This is a genomic window from Labedella populi, from assembly GCF_004078655.1.
GTDB classification, from domain to species: domain Bacteria; phylum Actinomycetota; class Actinomycetes; order Actinomycetales; family Microbacteriaceae; genus Labedella; species Labedella populi.
Genome location: NZ_RZNC01000001.1, coordinates 825,489 through 842,130 on the forward strand (window position 1 = coordinate 825,489; position 16,642 = coordinate 842,130).

The following is a 16,642-nucleotide window of genomic DNA, read 5'->3' on the forward strand; positions in this document are numbered from 1 at the left end:
AGGGCGCGGACCATTTCGAGGACCATCTTTCGGGTTCACCGCCATCCGGAGCGCCGTCGAGTCGACAGTGTGATCTACACCGGGTGTGAATCACCCGGCGTAATTCACTCGTCGATCAAGGTGAGGGTCGCACATGGCGGGATCGATCAAGAGAGTGCCGACGGGGGACGACGTCCTCGCGCACGCACGGTCACGAGCGCACACGGTGCAGGCGCACGTCCAGTTGGACGAGGGGTTGCACGCCCCCGGACAGGCTGCGCCGGCCACGATGCGGACGGCGCAATCGGTCGACGGCGGCGCGGGTGTGCCGTCGCTCTACGGGTCGCCGCTCGAGCCGTCCTGGACCATCCGGCGACCAGAGCTCACCGCCGTACTGGACGACGGCCGCGCCGTCACGATCGTGCGCGGGGGATCGGGCTTCGGCAAGACGATGCTCGTCGCACAGTGGGCCGCCCGCGCCGCCACTGCCGGGGTGTGGATCGACGTCGATGACGATGTGTCCGACCGCCTGACCTTCTGGGCCCGCCTCTTCGCGATGGTGCAGGACTCCGGCCAGGCGCCGCTCGACGAGAAGTGGCTCCCGTCACCGGATCAGATCATGGCGGGTGGAGACCTCCGGCGTCACCTCATCCGGTTCGCATCGCACTTCAGCGCCCCGTTCGTGATCGTCATCGATAACGCGCACGACCTCGGCGACGGTGCGGTGGAGGACGACGTGCGCGCGATGCTGCGGGTCACCGATCGGCTGAGGGTCGTCATCGTGACGCGGGGAATGAGCTCGTTCGACCGGAAGGAGCACGGAGCGGATCTCGACATCGTCGAGATCGAACCGCGCCGACTCCTCTTCACCGCGAGGGAGTGCGCCCTCGTCATCGTCCGATCGGTACTCACCGTCGACGCGAAGCTCGCTCACGAGGTCCATGCCATCACGGGTGGCATGCCGCTCGCGACACGTCTCGTCGCCGAGTTGCTCGACGGAACGAATCGCTTGAGCACCTCGCGGGAGACGGACGCGGTCATCGATCGCGTCGCCGAGGCCCTCGTGGCCTCTGCCGGTGTTCCCGGCGGCCCCGAAGAGGAGGAGTTCTGGTCGTTCCTGCAGCGGGCGTCTCTCCTCGACGGTGTGACGGCTGACGAGGCAGCCCGCCTGGGCGGGGCGCACCGGCACGCTGCCCGGGAGTGGCTCGACCGGGCGCGGTCGCTCGGATTCGGCTTCTGGGAATCGGACGGCGATGAACCGCGCTTCCATTTCGTGCCCATCACGGCGCGTGTACTCGAGCGCAGCGCGACGCCCCCCGATCGCTCCAATACGGCGAACGCCGAGGCGGCAGCCGCCGAAGTGCTCTGGAGCCGGGGCGATGCGCGTGCCGCATGGGCGCGGGCCGTCCGCACCGAGCAGTTCGCGCTCGCAGAACGCATCCTCCGGGAGTCGTTCACGATCGTGTCGGACGACGTCCCGTCGGCATTCGAACCCCTGCTCGCGGTGGGGACGTCGAAGCTGCGCCGTTTCCCCTTCCTCACGGCCCTCCTCGGGGTGGCCCACGCGCGTAGCGGGAACGGCCGCGCGGTGGGCTCGGCGTACTTGTCGAATGCCGAGCAGTTCGCGCGCTCGCGGATGGCCGAGGCATCGGGCGACGAGCGACTCGCGATGCTCGCGGTGCGGCTCGTGGCTTTGAGGCTCGACGGCCGGTGGGCCCCGGCGCTGTCCGTCGCGGCGGACGTGAGTGCTGCAGCGGAGCGGGCCGAGCTCGATCACCGCCGTCACACCCCCGATGTGCTCGCCTCGACGCTGTTGCAGGCGGCGTTGACGTTCGCCGACGCCGGCCAGCACGCCTCCGCGCTGCGGGCGGCCGAGCGTGCGCTCTCCGTCTCCGGCATCCGGGCGGAGTCCGTTTCCGCGATCCACGGGGTACTCGCGGGAATCCACGCCCTCGGCGGATCGATCCCGCGAGTCGAGGAGCACCTCTCCGCCCGTGAACAGCCCGGCGTCCCGTCGACCCGGTCATCGTGGGCAGAGCTCGCAACCGTCCTCCTCCTCCTGGAGTCGGCGGATTTCGAGGCGACGCTCGACGCGCTCGACGCGCTCGCCGTGTCGTCGAATCCGGAGATGCGGGTGCGGTCGATCCCCGTCCGCGCGCTCGTCGACGCGGCGCAGGGGCGCTCACTCACGAGTATCGCGACGGTGAGCGATGCCGTGACCGACCGGGACCGTATCGCGGTGCCGCCGGCCGTCCGCTCCAGCCTCAACCGCTCGATCGTCGTCCTGTATCTCGCCGTCGGGGCGCTTGCCCACGCGAAGTCCGCCATCCGCTCCTTCGAGAAGGGAGACCCGGCGTCGGCCATCGGGCGAGCGCAGATCGCCCTCATCGAGGACAAGGCCCTCGATGCCGTCGCCGGAGCGAGCGATGCTCTTGCCATTCCCACGCTGCGCCCCCGCGATCGCGCCGAGCTGCTTCTGGCACGAGCGGCGGCGTCGCTCCGCCTCGGGGGCGAGCGAGCGGCCATCCACGACCTCTCGGAGGCGCTGAGGGTCCTCGACGGCAACGGTCTGCGTACGCCGTGGATGTTCCTCGTCGAATCGGATCGATTGGCCCTCGGAGCGCTGGCCGACGGTGCAGGACTCCTTCGGCCAGAGCTGCTCGAGCGGCTCGAGAGTGTCCCGGTGCTCTTCACACGTCTCGACTCCATCGTGGAGCTGACCGGCCGCGAACGCGAGGTGCTCACGTTGCTCGTGTCCGGGCTCAGCGTGTCGGTCATCGCCCGCCAGCTCGTCGTCTCGCCCAACACGGTGAAGAAGCAGCGCGCGAGCATCTACCGGAAGCTCGGCGCCACCACGCGCGAGGAGGCGGCCATCGCCGCGATCGCGCGCGGTCTGCTCGACCGCTGACGCCCTCACGCTGGCGCCTCCGTGCCCGCGTCCTCCTCGGCGAGGACCACTGAGGGGACCAAATCCCGGCCCCTCTTCGTGTCGATGAGAGGAGCCGCGTCATCGTGGAGCGACGTGCGTGACTCCGCCTTGGCGGTGTCACGTCGGACGAGACGTCCGGGGCACGGTGAATGGACCGGGGGGTTGCGTTCGCCGTCGCCTCGGGCCCAGAGGATAACCCTCCTCGCAGGTGGCTCCTCCGGCCGCCGATCGGGTCGGTGACCGGAGGAGCTCCCGTCGGCCGTCGTCGTGGTCCGATGACACGCACGGTCCCGCTCACGCACACAATGGTCGTCGGCGGGGAGACGCGCGTTCACCGGGCGGCCACCTCGCGGCTACTCGACCCGCTTAGCGTCACCCCATGGACACAGGGCGGCCGATGCGATCGGAGGAGGACTCCCTCGCGTCGGTGACCCGGAGTGTCGTCGCGATCATCCCGGCACGCGGCGGATCGAAGGGCATCCCCGGCAAGAACCTGCGTGTCGTCGGAGGAGTGCCCCTCGTCGCTCGCGCGGTCGCGGCCGCGCGTGGCGCTCGTGGCATCGACGCGGTCGTCGTCTCGACGGACGACGCCGAGATCGGTCGGGTCGCGCGGGCCGCCGGCGCTCTCATCGTCGAGCGACCGGCCGGGATCGCCGGGGACGAGGCCTCGTCGGAGTCCGCGCTCCTCCATGCGCTCGACATGCTCGAGGTCGACGGCTCGGCGCCCGACGTCGTGGTCTTCATCCAGTCGACCTCTCCGCTCATCGACCCGCTCGACCTCGACGAGGCCGTCGCGCGCGTGGTCTCGGGTGACGCGGAGGTCGTCTTCTCAGCTACGGCGACGCACGCGTTCCTCTGGCGTGACGCAGGACCGGCGCACGGCGTCGTCGGTGTGAACCACGACAGGGCCTCTCGTCCCCGGCGGCAGGACCGTGCGCCGGAGTACCGCGAGACGGGAGCGTTCTATGTCATGGACGCCGCCGGCTTCCGGTCGGCGCGGCATCGCTTCTTCGGCCGCGTCGCGGTCCAACTCGTACCCGAGCGGCACGGTCTCGACATCGACACGGCGGCCGACCTCGAACTCGCCCGCGCTATCGCCGCGATCGACGAGGAATCGCTCGACGAGGCCGCCGTCCATATGGACGCGATCGACGTGGATGCCGTCGTGACCGACTTCGACGGCGTGCACACGGACGACTCCGCCTTCGTCGACGCTGACGGCCATGAATCGGTCCGTGTGAGCCGGGCCGACGGGCACGGCGTCCGACTCCTCCGTGAGGCCGGTGTCCCCGTCATGATCCTCTCCGCTGAGCGCAACGACGTCGTCATGGCGCGGGGCCGCAAGCTGCAGGTCGAGGTCGTCCACGGCGTCGACGGCGACGACGCGCGTGGTGACAAAGGCGACGTCCTGACCGCGTGGTCCGAGCGCGTCGGCGTACCCCTCGAGCGCGTCGCCTACGTCGGCAACGACGTCGGCGACCTCCCTGCACTCCGACTCGTCGGTTGGCCGATCGCGGTCTCCGACGCTCACCCGTCGGTGCGCGCGGTCGCGCGTGTCGTCCTCGCCGCCCGTGGCGGCGACGGCGCCGTGCGCGAGCTCGCCGACCGTGTCATCGCCGCTCACCGGCGGCCATCACTCGACCCGCGACCCGCGGGTCGGCTCACAGAAGAACGGAGATCATCATGACGATCACCATCGGACGCTCGGAGATCGGCGACGGCCACCCCGTCTACGTGATCGGCGAGATCGGTCTCAACCACAACGGCTCGGTCGAGCTCGCGAAGAACCTCATCGAGGTCGCTGCGGAGGCCGGAGCGCAAGCCGTCAAGTTCCAGAAGCGCACCCCCGACATCTCGACGCCCGAGCACATGAAGAGCACGCCGCGCGACACGCCGTGGGGCACGATGACCTATCTCGAATACCGCCGCCGTGTCGAGTTCGACCGCGACCAGTACATCGAGATCGGCGATTACGCGACGCTGTGCGGGCTGGACTGGTTCGCATCACCGTGGGACGAGCCGGCCGTCGCCTTCCTCGAGGACCTCGCGGTGCCGGCGCACAAGGTCGCCTCCGCCTCGGTGACGGACCTCGGGATGCTGCGGGCCCTCGCTGCGACGGGGAAACCCGTCATCCTCTCCACGGGCATGTCGACGCTCGAGCAGATCGATGCGGCCGTCTCGGTCTTCGATCCCACGCACCTCGTGCTTCTGCACGCGACGTCGACCTACCCGCTGCCGGCTGGTGAGGCGAACCTCCGCACCATCCGGACCCTGGGTCAGCGCTACCCCGCGCTGCCCATCGGATACTCCGGCCATGAGCCGGGGCTCGAGATCTCCTTCGCCGCGGTCGCACTCGGTGCGTGCGTCGTCGAACGTCACATCACCCTCGACCGGGCGATGTGGGGTTCGGACCACTCCGCGTCGCTCGAGCCGAGCGACTTCGCGCAACTCGTCGCGGGAATCCGCACGGTCGAGGAAGCGCTCGGAGACGGAATCAAGCGCGTGTTCCCGGGGGAGCAGGCCCCCATGGCGAAGCTCCGTCGGGTCCTCGTGTGACGACCCCCGCGGTGCAGCGGTCCGAGCCCACGGGAAGCTCGACGGCCGGTCGCCGGCCGACGCTCCTCGTGATCGGCGACACCGATTCGTACGTGAAGTGGGGAGCGGCACTCGCGTCGCGGCTTCCCGACGGCTGGGACGCGGAACTCGTCGTCGTGCGCAACCCGATGCGGCCGAGCGCCCGCCAACTGGCGTCGGCGCTCGCGGGGAGCAGATTCGCGCCGGACGACGCGCGTGACACGACTCTCGCGGACCTCGGTACGCTCGTGCGATCCCTCAAGCCGGAGGCCGTCCTGCTGTCCGTCCGCGGCCCGATGGTCCGTGTCCTCGTGCGGCACGTCGTGTCACGGGAGTGGCGACCCGTCATCGTGTCAGGGCTTCCCGGGATCACCATCCCGGCCGCGGTCAAGGCGGTCGTCTACCGGGAGCAGGCCGACCTCGTGGTGCTGCACAGCAAGCGCGAGGTGAGGGAGTTCGCCGCGAACGCGCGCTCGCTCGGCGTCAGCACACGATTCGGCCTCGCCACCTTCCCGTTCATCCCCGACGTCGTACCCGTCGCGGCCCACGCGGCCGTCGGTCGTATCGCCGCCCCGGCGTCCGAACACGTCGAGGGAGTCGGAACGGCGACGGCGCACGGCGGCGCCGATCGCGGGGACGTCGCCGAGCGTCGCCGAGACTCGATCGTCTTCGCGACACAAGCCAAGGTGCCGTCGTCGCGCGCCGACCGTCTGCTCCTGCTGTCCTGGCTCGTCCGGCTGGCCCGCTCACAGCCGGAGTCACGGGTCGTCATCAAGGTGAGGGCGCTCGCCGGGGAGGCGCAGACGCACGCCGAGCAATGGGACTACGCAGGTCTGCTCGAGGCGCCCGAGCTCCCCGCGCTCGCCGACGGGCCCGTCCCCGGCAACCTCGTCGTCGCGGACGGGCCGATGTCCGAGCACCTCGAGCGCGCTTCCGCTTTCGTGACGATCAGTTCGACGGCGGCGCTCGAGGCCGTCGCGGCCGACGTTCCGGCCCTGCTTCCCACGGACTTCGGGGTGAACGCACGGCTCATCAACCTCGTGTTCGAGGGCAGCGGACTGCTCGCGGGGTCGGACGCCCTCGTCGCCGGTCGGTTCGCCGAGCCGGATCCGGCGTGGCGCGACGACAACTACCTGCACGGCCGAGCGAACGACGACTGGGCCGAGGCCCTCGAAGCGCTCGTCCGCCGGGAGCGGGTGGCACGCACGAATGTGCTTCCGCAGCGCTTCAATCGGATCGGATGGGGGATTCGACGGGCATGGGAGCGCAAGAGAATGCTCGGCGACGAGGACCGGACGCTGTCGGGATCGGTGGCCGTCGCGATCGCCGTGCCCGCCCGCCGGGTCGTACGCGTCGTTCGCCGGATCGTCCGCCGAGCGGCGGCCTGACGCGTCGGCGGAGCCCGGCCCGTCTACGCCCTAGCTGTCCGCGATCTTCACCACGAGCTTTCCGCGCGTGTGTCCGTCCTCGAGGAGTGTGTGGGCCTCGGACACGCGATCGAGGTCGAAGACGTCGTCGACGAAGACCTTCACGTCACCCGACTCGAGGAGTCGTGTGATGGTCGAGAGCGTGTCGCCGTCGGGAGCCACCGTGTAGGTCGTCGCGCGCACTCCGGCAGCCTCGGCCTCGTCGAGCACCGTGGGCCAGCTCCCTGTGGGGGCGTTGACGATGAGACCGCCGCGCCGAAGGACTCGGAGCGATCGCGAACCCGTGTCGTCGTGCACGTTCCCGACGAGGTCGATGACGACGTCGACCTCGCCGACGACCTCGTCGAAGCGGGTCGTCGTGTAGTCGATCGCCACGGATGCCCCGAGTTCCCGCAGCCACTCGAGGTTGCGCGTCGACCCGGTCGCGGTGACGTGAGCGCCGAAGTACTTCGCGAACTGCACGGCGAAGTGGCCGACCCCGCCGCCCCCGGCGTGGATGAGCATCCGCTGGCCGTCGTGCGCCTTCGCGAGCTCCACGACCATGCCCCACGCGGCGAGGGCAGCGACGGGCACGCCCGCGGCCTCCACGTGAGAGAGGGTGGGCGGCTTTCGCGCGACGCTCAGACTCGGAACGGCGATGTACTCCGCGTACGCTCCCGAGTAGCGGGGGACCGGAACGACGCCGTAGACCTCGGTGCCGGGCTGCAGCGGGTGAGCTTCGTAGGGCGAGCGCACGACGACGCCGCTGAAGTCGTTTCCGAGCACCGCGGGGAATCCCGGGAGCGCCGCCGAGACGCCCCCGCCGGCGCGTGTCTTCGCGTCGATGGGGTTCACTCCCGCTGCGACGACGCGCACGATGAACTCGGAGCCGCTGCGACGGGGCACGGGGACGGTCGCCGTCCGGAGGACGCTGGGCGGACCCGTCTCCTCGATCACCGCCGCGGTCATGGACTCGGGGATCTCATCAAGTGGTCCGTCCGCGGATCGAGCTTGCCACGCATCCCTCACACCAAGCCGCATCGCCTGCACACTCCCCGAATCCACCCCCGATCACGACGGCGATCGGTGACCTCCGACGAGGTCATCCTCAGTCAAGTGAGGCAATGATTCGGGGGTGTTACAACGGCGTCAACTCGCGGAGAACTCTCGTATTACCGGCGTGTTTCGCGGCCACCAGAAGGCGTCGCCCGTGAGGAAGACGAGCGCGGGGACGAGGACCGTGCGGACCACGAGCGTGTCGAGGAGCACCCCGATGCACACGATGATGCCCACTTGCGTCAAGGCGACGACGGGCAGCACGCCGAGCACCGCGAAGACCGCCGCGAGCAGGATTCCGGCGCTCGTGATGACGCCTCCCGTCGATGCCAGCGCGCGCACCATGCCTTCCCGTGTCCCGAAGCGCACGCGTTCCTCGCGCGCTCGCGTCGTGAGGAAGATGTTGTAGTCGACCCCGAGCGCGGCGAGGAACAGGAACGCGTAGAGCGTCACGTTGGCGTCGAACGCGGGGAAGCCGAGGAGGTTCAGGAAGATCCAGTTGCCCGCGCCGATACTCGCGAAGAACGTCGCGAGCACGCTCGCGATGAGCAGCACCGGGGCGACGAGCGAGCGCAGGAGCAGAGCGAGGATCACGAAGACGATCGCGAGGATGATCGGCACGATGAGGGCGAGGTCGCGTGCTGCCGCGACATTCGTGTCGAGCGCCCTCGCATCGGATCCTCCGACGAGAGCGTCGGAGACCTCTCCGTCGGCGCCGGCGAGGTCGGTTCGCAGGGATCGGATCGCGTCGAAGGCCGCCTCGCTCTCCGGCTCGGCGTCGAGGGTCACGGACAGAGCGGTGAGGCCGTCGTGGCTCTCTCCGGGGCGCACGCTCTCGACGGACTCCGCCTTCCGCAGGAGGGCGACGGTGTCGCCGACACTCGCCTCTGCGGTCAGCACGGTCGTCTCGCTCGTGAGCCCGGCCGAGAAGGACTCGTCGATCGTCTCCTGCGCGACGACGGAGTCGGGACTGCCGAGGAACTGGTCGGTCTGCGACAGTCCGACGCTGTAGCCGGCGAGACCGAGGAGCAGCACGCCGATCCCGGCGACCGCCGCGGTCGCGACGATCGCGGGTCGTCGCTCGACGCCTCGACCGAGGCGTGTCCAGAACCCGGGGCGTGCCCCGGTGTGCTGACCGTGCCGGACGCGGGGGACGAAGGGCCAGAAGAGACCACGGCCGCACACGACGAGTGCGGCGGGCAGGACGACGAGGGCGAACACGATCGCGATGACCACGCCGATCGCGCACGCGAAGCCGAGGGCCTGGTTGCCGGCGAGGGATGCGAAGAGCAAGGTCACGAGGCTCAAGGCGACGGTGCCGCCGCTCGCGGCGATCGCCGGTCCGGCGCTGCGCACGGCCGTCGTCATCGCGGCGTGACGGTCCGCCTGCACGAGCAGTTCCTCGCGGTAGCGGGCCACGAGAAGGAGAGCGTAGTTCGTCCCGGCTCCGAAGACGAGCACGGAGAGGATCCCCCCGATCGACGCGTCGATCGTGATGCCGACGACGTCCGCGAGCGCCGTGACGACGATGCGAGCGAGCCCGTCCGCCGTGCCGACGACGGCGAGAGGGACGATCCAGAGGAGGGGACTGCGGTAGGTCACGATGAGGAGGACGGCGACGACGATCACGGTCACGAGCAGCAGGCGGATGTCGGCGCCGGCGAAAGCGTCGGAGATGTCGTCCTGGAACCCGACCGGGCCCGTGAGTCGCACCCCGAGCCCGTCCGGGCCGTCCTCCTCCGCGACATCGCGGAGCTCCGCCGCCGTCCCGGGGAGGTCGTCCTCGACCTCCCCGGCGTCGAGCGGGACCACGACGATCGCGGCGAGTCCGTCGTCGCTCGGCCGGGGGACGACGGCCGGGGGCGTCGTCGAGAGGTCGGCGAGGGCAGCGGCACGGTCGGCGATCGACGCGAGGTCGTCGGCGGACAGTTCGCCGCCGTCCTCCCTGCTCCAGACGAGGATTCCGGCCGTCGCCTCGGCCGAGGGGAACTCGTCGAGCAGGGCGGCGGCCCGGGCGGACTCCGCCGATGCCGGCAGCCCGGTGTCGGGGAAGGCGTCCGATTCGACGGACGGGACGAGCGCGAAGAGCAGCCCGGCGATGATGACGGACAAGGCGAGGGTGACCCACGCGGTGATGCGGCCGCTGAGGAATCGCGCGATCGTCGCCATATCGGACTACCCCTGCTCTTCGTACTACCAAAAAGTTTAGCTATCGCAGGGATTAGCATGTCTGACATGGAGGACGGACGCAAGCGGGAGGACGCCGCCGCACGGCGTGGTGTCGGCGACCCGGCCTCGATCCGCGAGCGGTACGCGGAGCTCCTGCCCGAGGGGTTCCCGGCCCCGAGCCCCATCCCGATGCTCGTGCGTCGCGTGTTTCAGCTCGAGCAGCGCTTCGAACGGCGGCTCGCGCAGGCCCTCGACGTGAACGCGACGGATCTTTCGGCGATGGAGCACCTCATGGAGCAGGGCCCGATGACTCCGAGCGAACTCGCGACGAGACTCGAGATGTCGACGGCGGCGACGACGCATGTCATCGACCGGCTCGTCGCCGTCGGCCATGCGGAACGCCACCCGCATCCCGTCGACCGGCGCAAGATCACGGTCACTCCCGCTCCGGCGTCCGTGAGGCGGGCGTTCGAGGAGTTGTCCCCGATGATCGCGGGCGTCGGCGAAGTCGCGGCGGCCTACACCGCCGAGGAGCAGAGGGTGATCGCCGGGTTTCTCGCGGGCATCGCCGATCTGTACGAGGAACTCGTCGAGGACGAGTCGTCCGCCTCCTGACGGAAGCGTCGTGACCGTGCGCCGTCAGACCGCGCGCTGCTCGGGCGGAGTCGTCCGGCGGTGCAACTCGTCGATCAGCGCAGAGGCGAGCCGGACGAGCGCGGTGATCTCGAGCTCGTCGCGATCGACCCATGCGCACCGCGGCTCGTCGTCGACGGGCACGAAACCGTCGTGCTGCTCCCACACCACGAGTGTGCGCTCGGCCCCGAGGACGTACTGCTGCCACCACACTTGTCGCAAGTAGTGGCGGGGGATGGAGCGCCAGGCTTTTGCCGTTGTCTTGATCTCGCAGAGGAGGAGTCGACCGTCGGTCGATTCGGCGAGACCGTCGGGGGTCGCGAGGTGGCGACGCTCCTGCTCAGCGTGGTAGAGAGCCGTCGAGGGGCGGATGCCGTGCGTCGCGGCGACCCAGCGGGCGATCTCCGGCTCACGGATCCGACCGTGATCGGTGTACGCGTTGCCGCCGAAATTCGTCCCGTAGAGCTTCGCTGTCGCTGCCACGTCGATCGAGCGCGGGGTGGAGAGCTTCGCGACGTCGGTCGCCGTGATCCCCCGCGATCGGGCCCGAAGCCACGCGACCCGATCCGTCGAGTCGGCGACGAGTCGTTCGCGGTAGGTCAGTGGCACCCGTCTATTCTGCCTCGCCTCGACCGGCGGCCGGACCGACACGCCAACGCGGGCCGACGCGGCGCACCCCTGCTCCTGCCGTGCGGATGGGCGGGAGGGAGCAGGGGTGCGATGAGAGGGATCAGTGGGAGAGGTACCACTCCCGCGCGGGATTGTCGACGGCCGGGATCGACCGCGCGGCTGCCGCGGGCGCCACGGGGGCCGCCCAGCGCACGCCGTTCGCGAGCACCTTGCGGATCTGTGGGTGGAAGTAGACGGGGTACTCCTGGTCTCCCGGGCTGAAGTAGAAGATCCGGCCGTGGCCGCGTGAGAACGTCACGCCCGACCGGAAGACCTCTCCACCCGCGAACGAACTGATGAAGACGAGGTCGTCGGGCGTCGGGATGTCGAAGAGCTCTCCGTACATCTCCTGGTGCTCGATGACGATGGGGTGCTCGATCCCCTCCGCGATGGGGTGGGTCGGAGCGACCGTCCAGACAAGCTCGCGCTCGGCCTCGTTGCGCCATTTGAGGGAGCAGGTCGTGCCGAGCAGCCGCGTGAAGATCTTCGAGAAGTGCCCGGAGTGGAGCACGAGCAGTCCCATGCCGGACAGGACGTGTCGCTGCACGCGCGCGACGACCTCGTCGTCGACCTGGTCGTGGGCGATGTGGCCCCACCACAGCAGCACGTCCGTCGCGGCGAGGACCTCCTCGGTGAGACCGTGCTCGGGGTCGGCGAGCGTGGCCGTGCGGACGATGACCTCGTCACCGAGCGCCTCGGTGAGCCCGTCGGCGATCGCGCCGTGGATGCCGGACGGGTAGATCTCGGCGATCGCGGGCTGGGTGCTCTCGTGCACCCCTTCGTTCCAGACGAGGACGCGGATGGTCATCGGCTTCCCTCTCCATCGGTGATGTGCAGGTCGTGGTCGAGGCGCACTTCGGCGCCGGCCGCTGCGGATTCGTAACACGCATCGATGATGCGTGCCCGCCCGAGCGCCAGCGACCCGTCGTGTGTGGACCACGAGGACTCGTCGGCGACGTGCTCGACGAAGGTGTCGATGACCGCGGCGTGCCCCCGCCCCGGGTCGGCCTCCACCCGGATGTCGGTCTCCGTCTCGGCCTGCCCGGTGAAGAGGGTGAGCTCGCCGACGGGGGCGTAATCGACGACCCGAAGGTCCGCGCCGCCGTCCGTGCCGTAGAGCGTGATGCCGAACTCGTCTCCCGAGGAGCGGAATGCTGCCCAACTCGTCTCCAGCACGAGCGAGCCCCCGCCTTCGAGTCGCAAGAGCACGCTCGCGAGGTCCTCGACCTCGTACGCCGACCCCACTTGCTGTTTGTCGGAGACGGCGCCTCCGAGGCCGCGCGGGCCGAGTTCCGAGTGCGTCACGGCGGAGACGGCGAGGACGCGCGGCTCTCCGAAGAGGTGGAGCGCGTAGTCGAGGACGTGCACACCGAGATCGATGAGGGGCCCTCCGCCCGCCATCTCCCGGTTCGTGAACCAGCTGCCGAGCGCCGGGATGCCGGAGCGGCGCAGCCACGTCGCTCGCGCGTGGTAGGGACGCCCGATCGTGCCCTCGTCGATCGCGGCCTTGAGCGCCTCCACGTCGCCGCGACGGCGGTGGTTGAACGCGATCTCGAGCACCCGTCCGGCCGAGCGGGCCGCGGCGACCATGCCCTCCGCCTCCTCGGCCGTGCGGGCGATCGGCTTCTCGCAGAGGACATGCAGTCCGGCCTCGAGTGCGCCGATGGTGATCGGTGCGTGCAGGAACGTCGGGACGGCGACGCTCACGGCGTCGAGACCTCCCGCCGCGACGAGGTCCTTCCAATCGCTGTACGCGTGCGGCACGCCGAACTTCTCCGCGAGTTCGGCGCGCGGGCCGTCCTCCATGCCCGCGATGGCGACGAGCTCGACGTCCTCGAGGGCGTCGTATGCCTCCATGTGCTGCTGTCCGGCCCAACCGAGCCCGACGACTCCGACGCGGAGCGGTCGTGAGTTCGTGGTCATGCGTCCTCCTGATGTGGATCGTGTTGTCTGGTGCGGTTCTGGTTCGTGGTGCTCGGTAGGGAGAGCACGGGGGGACGGATCCGCACCGTCAGTCGGCGACGGCCGTGACCGGCGACGGGTCGGCTCTCACGGCGTCCCACGTGCGGGAGCCCGGAGAGAGGGCGTCCTGGATCACCAGGATCGCCGCACCCGCGACACCGGCGGTCTCGTCCGACCGGCTCTGGACGATCGTGAGGTGCTGGGTCGCGAGGGGGATCGACCGGCGGTAAACGGTCTCACGGACCCCGGCGATGAGCTGCTCCCCGGCGCGGGCGATGCTGCCCCCGATCACGATGACCGAGGGGTTGAGCAGGTTCACGAGCGACGCGAGCACCGCCCCGATCTCGCGCCCGGCCTGTCGGACGAGGTCGTGCGCCTCGCGGTTCCCCTGTCGCACCAGCGAGACGACGTCCGTGCTCGACGTGGCCGCCACGCCGCGCTCCCGGAGGAGCGCCGCGATGGCGGGACCGCTCGCGATCCCCTCGAGGTCGCGGTCGTCGTCGACCGGTCGCTCCGTTCCCGGATGCCACGGCACGTGCACGTGACCGAGGTCGCCCGCCGAGCCCTGGGCCCCGCGTTGAAGCGTCCCGCTCGACACGATCCCCGCGCCGATGCCCGTCGAGACCTTCACGAAGACGAGGTCGTCGGCGTCGGGCCACGCCGTCGCGTGCTCCCCGAGCGCGAGGAGGTTGACGTCGTTGTCGACCAGGACGGGCACATCGAAAACGGTACGGAGCCGGGCGGGGATGTCGAAACGATCCCAGCCGGGCATGATCGGCGGATTGATGGGACGACCGGTCTCGTGCTCGACGGGTCCCGGCACCCCGACCCCGACGCCGATGAGGTCGGAGCGGGGGCGACCGCTCGCCGACATGAGATCGAGCGCCGTCGTCGTCGCCCAGTCGAGGACGGCGTCCGGGCCGTCGGCGATGTCGAGAGTCGTCGTCGCGTGGTCGAGGAGGGTTCCCGCGAGGTCGGTGATCGCGACGGTCCCGTGGGTAGCGCCGAGGTCGATCGCGAGCACAACCCGGGAGGACGGCAGGAAGGCGATGCGGGCCGGTGGGCGTCCCCCGGAGGAGGCTGCTTCGCCGGCCGGTCCCACGAGCCCCATCCCGACGAGCGCATCGACGCGGCTCGAGACGGTTGAGCGGGAGAGCCCGGTGAGGTCGACGATCTCGGCCTTCGTCCGCGGCACGCCGTCACGGAGCAGCTGCAGGAGCTCTCCGACACCGGAGGCTCGCGTCGCTGCGAGACGACTGAGCTCGACCATGTTTTGAGTAAACCACAGGCGACTAACGCGCGACCAGGATCGACTTTTGATTGACAGGCGTCAAAAGTCCGTGAAAGGTTGAGGACAGGGCACCGGTGCGCCCGCATCGACGCGAACATCCGATCACGAGGAGAACGAGTGACCTCCCCCAGCATTTCCGTCCAGTTGTACACGGTGCGCGAGCAGGCAGCCGAGGATCTCGGCGCGACCCTCCAGCGCATCGCAGACCTCGGCTACAGCCTCGTCGAGCCCTACGGCTTCGTGGGCTTCGGTCCCGCCCTCGGAGAGGCGCTGCGCGTCTCGGGACTCCGAGCACCCACGACCCATCAGGGCTTCATCGGGCAGGGTGAGGCCGAACTCGACGAGGTCTTCTCGAAGGCGGCGGCCCTCGGCATCGACACGGTCATCGACCCGCACGTTCCCGCGGACAAGTGGCAGAGCGCCGACGACGTGCGCGCGACCGCCGAAGCCCTCAACGCCGCGGCCGCCGTCGCCGCCCGTCACGGCGTGCGCGTCGGCTATCACAACCACGCCCACGAGATCGAGTCGACGATCGAGGGTGAGACCGCCATCGAGTTCTTCGCCGGCCTGCTCGACGACTCCGTCGTCCTCGAGATCGACACCTACTGGGTCGTCGTCGGCGGGGAGGACCCCGTCGCGCTGCTCGGGCGCCTCGGCGACCGCGTCGTCGCGATCCACGTCAAGGACGGATCCGGCGGCACCGACGTGAAGGAGCAGGTCGCGGTCGGTTCCGGTCGACTTCCCATCGCGGACATCGTCGCGGCCGTTCCGAACGCCCTGCACGTCGTCGAGCTCGACGACTCGCGCGGGGACCGCTTCGAGGCCATCGCCGAGAGCCTCCGTTTCCTGACGGCTCTCTCCGAGGGAGAGGGCAAGTGAGCGCCGGGCCGGTCGGGGTCGGCATCATCGGTGCCGGCGTCATCAGCACGCAGTACCTGGAGAACCTCACGGTCTTCCCGGACGTCGAGGTGCGCTTCATCGCGGACCTCGACCTCGAGCGCGCAGCCGCGCAAGCCGCGGCGTTCGGCGTGCCCGCCTCCGGCACGGTCGACGAGCTGCTCGCTGACGACGGCATCGAGATCGTCGTCAATCTGACCATCCCGCGCGTGCACGTCGAGGTCGCCCTGCAGGTGCTCCGCGCGGGCAAGCACGTGTGGAGCGAAAAACCCTTCGCGCTCGAGCGCGAGAGCGGGCGGGGGCTACTCGAGGCCGCGCATGCCGCAGGCCTCCGCGTCGCGACGGCGCCCGACACCTTCCTCGGCGCCGGCATCCAGTCGTCGCGTCGCCTCGTCGAGTCCGGCGCGATCGGGACCCCGCTGACGGCTCTGACGCTCATGCAGAGCCCGGGACCGGAGTCCTGGCACCCCAATCCCGACTTCCTCTTCCAGGAGGGCGCCGGTCCGCTCTTCGACATCGGCCCCTACTACATCACCGCGCTCGTGCAGTTCTTCGGTCCCGTGAAGCGCGTCTCGGCCGTGACCTCGAAGGCGAAGGAGAATCGGACCATCGGGTCGGGACCCCGCGCCGGAGAGACGTTCGAGGTCACCGTCCCCACCCACGTCGCAGCGTTGCTCGAGTTCGAGAGCGGTCAGACGGCGCAGTCCGTCTACAGCTTCGACTCGAAGCTCAAGCGCACCCAGTTCGAGATCGCCGGGGTCGACGGCACACTGACGGTCCCGGACCCGAACACCTTCGACGGAGACCTGATCGTCCAGGGTGACGAGCCCGAGCCCCACACGGTCCCGGCGACGGGCTCGACGTTCTCCCGAGGAACGGGAGTCGTGGAACTCGCGCGCGCCATCCGTGCGGGCGTCCCGGAGCGTGCATCGGGCGAACTCGCCTTCCACGTGCTCGACGTCATGCAGTCGACGATCGAGGCGGGCACGAGTGGTCGGCCCGTCGATGTCGAAAGCTCCGTCTCGGTCGTGCCCCCGCTGCCGGAGGACTGGGACCCGTCCGAGAGGACACTCTGAC

The 16,642-nt window shown here is 70.0% G+C and carries 13 protein-coding genes; 7 read left to right on the plus strand and 6 right to left on the minus strand.

Annotated features, from left to right (window positions below):
• The first annotated feature begins 133 nt into the window (after positions 1 to 133).
• The 4 genes from ELQ92_RS04020 to ELQ92_RS04035 all read left to right on the plus strand — a co-directional run bounded on the left by ELQ92_RS04020 (position 134) and on the right by ELQ92_RS04035 (position 6,870).
• Positions 134 to 2,887: a LuxR family transcriptional regulator gene (locus ELQ92_RS04020; RefSeq protein WP_128497663.1), complete on the plus strand. Its 2,754-nt coding sequence runs from the start codon at positions 134 to 136 to the stop codon at positions 2,885 to 2,887.
• Positions 2,888 to 3,287: 400 nt separating this feature from the next.
• Positions 3,288 to 4,595 (plus strand): acylneuraminate cytidylyltransferase, encoded by a 1,308-nt coding sequence (locus ELQ92_RS04025; protein ID WP_243694853.1) that lies wholly within the window; start codon positions 3,288 to 3,290, stop codon positions 4,593 to 4,595.
• On the plus strand, positions 4,592 to 5,464 hold the full coding sequence (locus tag ELQ92_RS04030) for an N-acetylneuraminate synthase family protein (RefSeq protein ID WP_128497664.1): 873 nt from the start codon (positions 4,592 to 4,594) through the stop codon (positions 5,462 to 5,464). Before ELQ92_RS04025 ends, ELQ92_RS04030 begins: the two co-directional genes overlap by 4 nt.
• Entirely contained in the window at positions 5,461 to 6,870 is a 1,410-nt protein-coding gene (locus ELQ92_RS04035; protein WP_128497665.1) for a DUF6716 putative glycosyltransferase, read from the plus strand. The genes ELQ92_RS04030 and ELQ92_RS04035 overlap by 4 nt, the downstream gene beginning before the upstream one ends.
• Positions 6,871 to 6,900: 30 nt before the next feature.
• On the opposite strand, the gene ELQ92_RS04040 is transcribed toward ELQ92_RS04035, so the two are convergent.
• A complete protein-coding gene (locus ELQ92_RS04040; RefSeq protein WP_128497666.1) occupies positions 6,901 to 7,857 on the minus strand; it encodes an NADP-dependent oxidoreductase in 957 nt (318 codons plus the stop codon).
• A 180-nt stretch (positions 7,858 to 8,037) separates the two neighbouring features.
• Complete coding sequence (locus ELQ92_RS04045) at positions 8,038 to 10,113, minus strand: MMPL family transporter (RefSeq protein ID WP_128497667.1); 2,076 nt, start codon at positions 10,111 to 10,113, stop codon at positions 8,038 to 8,040.
• Positions 10,114 to 10,179: 66 nt separating this feature from the next.
• On the opposite strand from ELQ92_RS04045, the gene ELQ92_RS04050 reads away from it, so the two are divergent.
• Positions 10,180 to 10,728, plus strand: a complete 549-nt coding sequence (locus ELQ92_RS04050; protein WP_243694854.1) for a MarR family winged helix-turn-helix transcriptional regulator — start codon at positions 10,180 to 10,182, stop codon at positions 10,726 to 10,728.
• Positions 10,729 to 10,752: 24 nt separating this feature from the next.
• On the opposite strand, the gene ELQ92_RS04055 is transcribed toward ELQ92_RS04050, so the two are convergent.
• The 4 genes from ELQ92_RS04055 to ELQ92_RS04070 form a co-directional block, all read right to left on the minus strand.
• Entirely contained in the window at positions 10,753 to 11,355 is a 603-nt protein-coding gene (locus ELQ92_RS04055; protein ID WP_128497668.1) for a YqaJ viral recombinase family protein, read from the minus strand.
• Between the two features lie 121 nt (positions 11,356 to 11,476).
• Positions 11,477 to 12,223: a ThuA domain-containing protein gene (locus tag ELQ92_RS04060; protein WP_128497669.1), complete on the minus strand. Its 747-nt coding sequence runs from the start codon at positions 12,221 to 12,223 to the stop codon at positions 11,477 to 11,479.
• Entirely contained in the window at positions 12,220 to 13,338 is a 1,119-nt protein-coding gene (locus ELQ92_RS04065) for a Gfo/Idh/MocA family protein (protein ID WP_128497670.1), read from the minus strand. Before ELQ92_RS04065 ends, ELQ92_RS04060 begins: the two co-directional genes overlap by 4 nt.
• 88 nt (positions 13,339 to 13,426) lie before the next feature.
• The gene (locus ELQ92_RS04070; protein WP_128497671.1) at positions 13,427 to 14,647 is read right to left on the minus strand and encodes an ROK family protein; all 1,221 of its coding nucleotides are present in this window, start codon (positions 14,645 to 14,647) and stop codon (positions 13,427 to 13,429) included.
• Between the two features lie 138 nt (positions 14,648 to 14,785).
• Here ELQ92_RS04070 and ELQ92_RS04075 point away from each other — a divergent pair, with 138 nt between their 5' ends.
• A complete protein-coding gene (locus ELQ92_RS04075) occupies positions 14,786 to 15,547 on the plus strand; it encodes a sugar phosphate isomerase/epimerase family protein (protein ID WP_128497672.1) in 762 nt (253 codons plus the stop codon).
• On the plus strand, positions 15,544 to 16,641 hold the full coding sequence (locus ELQ92_RS04080) for a Gfo/Idh/MocA family protein (RefSeq protein WP_128497673.1): 1,098 nt from the start codon (positions 15,544 to 15,546) through the stop codon (positions 16,639 to 16,641). Before ELQ92_RS04075 ends, ELQ92_RS04080 begins: the two co-directional genes overlap by 4 nt.
• Position 16,642: the final 1 nt, after the last annotated feature.

What these genes read in the sequence shown, in the direction of transcription:
- ELQ92_RS04060 (WP_128497669.1), bottom strand. Translation starts at nt 12,223, where the DNA reads ATGACCATCCGCGTCCTCGTCTGGAACGAAGGGGTGCACGAGAGCACC.
- ELQ92_RS04070 (WP_128497671.1), bottom strand. Translation starts at nt 14,647, where the DNA reads ATGGTCGAGCTCAGTCGTCTCGCAGCGACGCGAGCCTCCGGTGTCGGA.
- ELQ92_RS04030 (WP_128497664.1), top strand. Translation starts at nt 4,592, where the DNA reads ATGACGATCACCATCGGACGCTCGGAGATCGGCGACGGCCACCCCGTC.
- ELQ92_RS04040 (WP_128497666.1), bottom strand. Translation starts at nt 7,857, where the DNA reads ATGACCGCGGCGGTGATCGAGGAGACGGGTCCGCCCAGCGTCCTCCGG.
- ELQ92_RS04050 (WP_243694854.1), top strand. Translation starts at nt 10,180, where the DNA reads ATGGAGGACGGACGCAAGCGGGAGGACGCCGCCGCACGGCGTGGTGTC.
- ELQ92_RS04045 (WP_128497667.1), bottom strand. Translation starts at nt 10,113, where the DNA reads ATGGCGACGATCGCGCGATTCCTCAGCGGCCGCATCACCGCGTGGGTC.
- ELQ92_RS04025 (WP_243694853.1), top strand. Translation starts at nt 3,288, where the DNA reads ATGGACACAGGGCGGCCGATGCGATCGGAGGAGGACTCCCTCGCGTCG.
- ELQ92_RS04065 (WP_128497670.1), bottom strand. Translation starts at nt 13,338, where the DNA reads ATGACCACGAACTCACGACCGCTCCGCGTCGGAGTCGTCGGGCTCGGT.
- ELQ92_RS04020 (WP_128497663.1), top strand. Translation starts at nt 134, where the DNA reads ATGGCGGGATCGATCAAGAGAGTGCCGACGGGGGACGACGTCCTCGCG.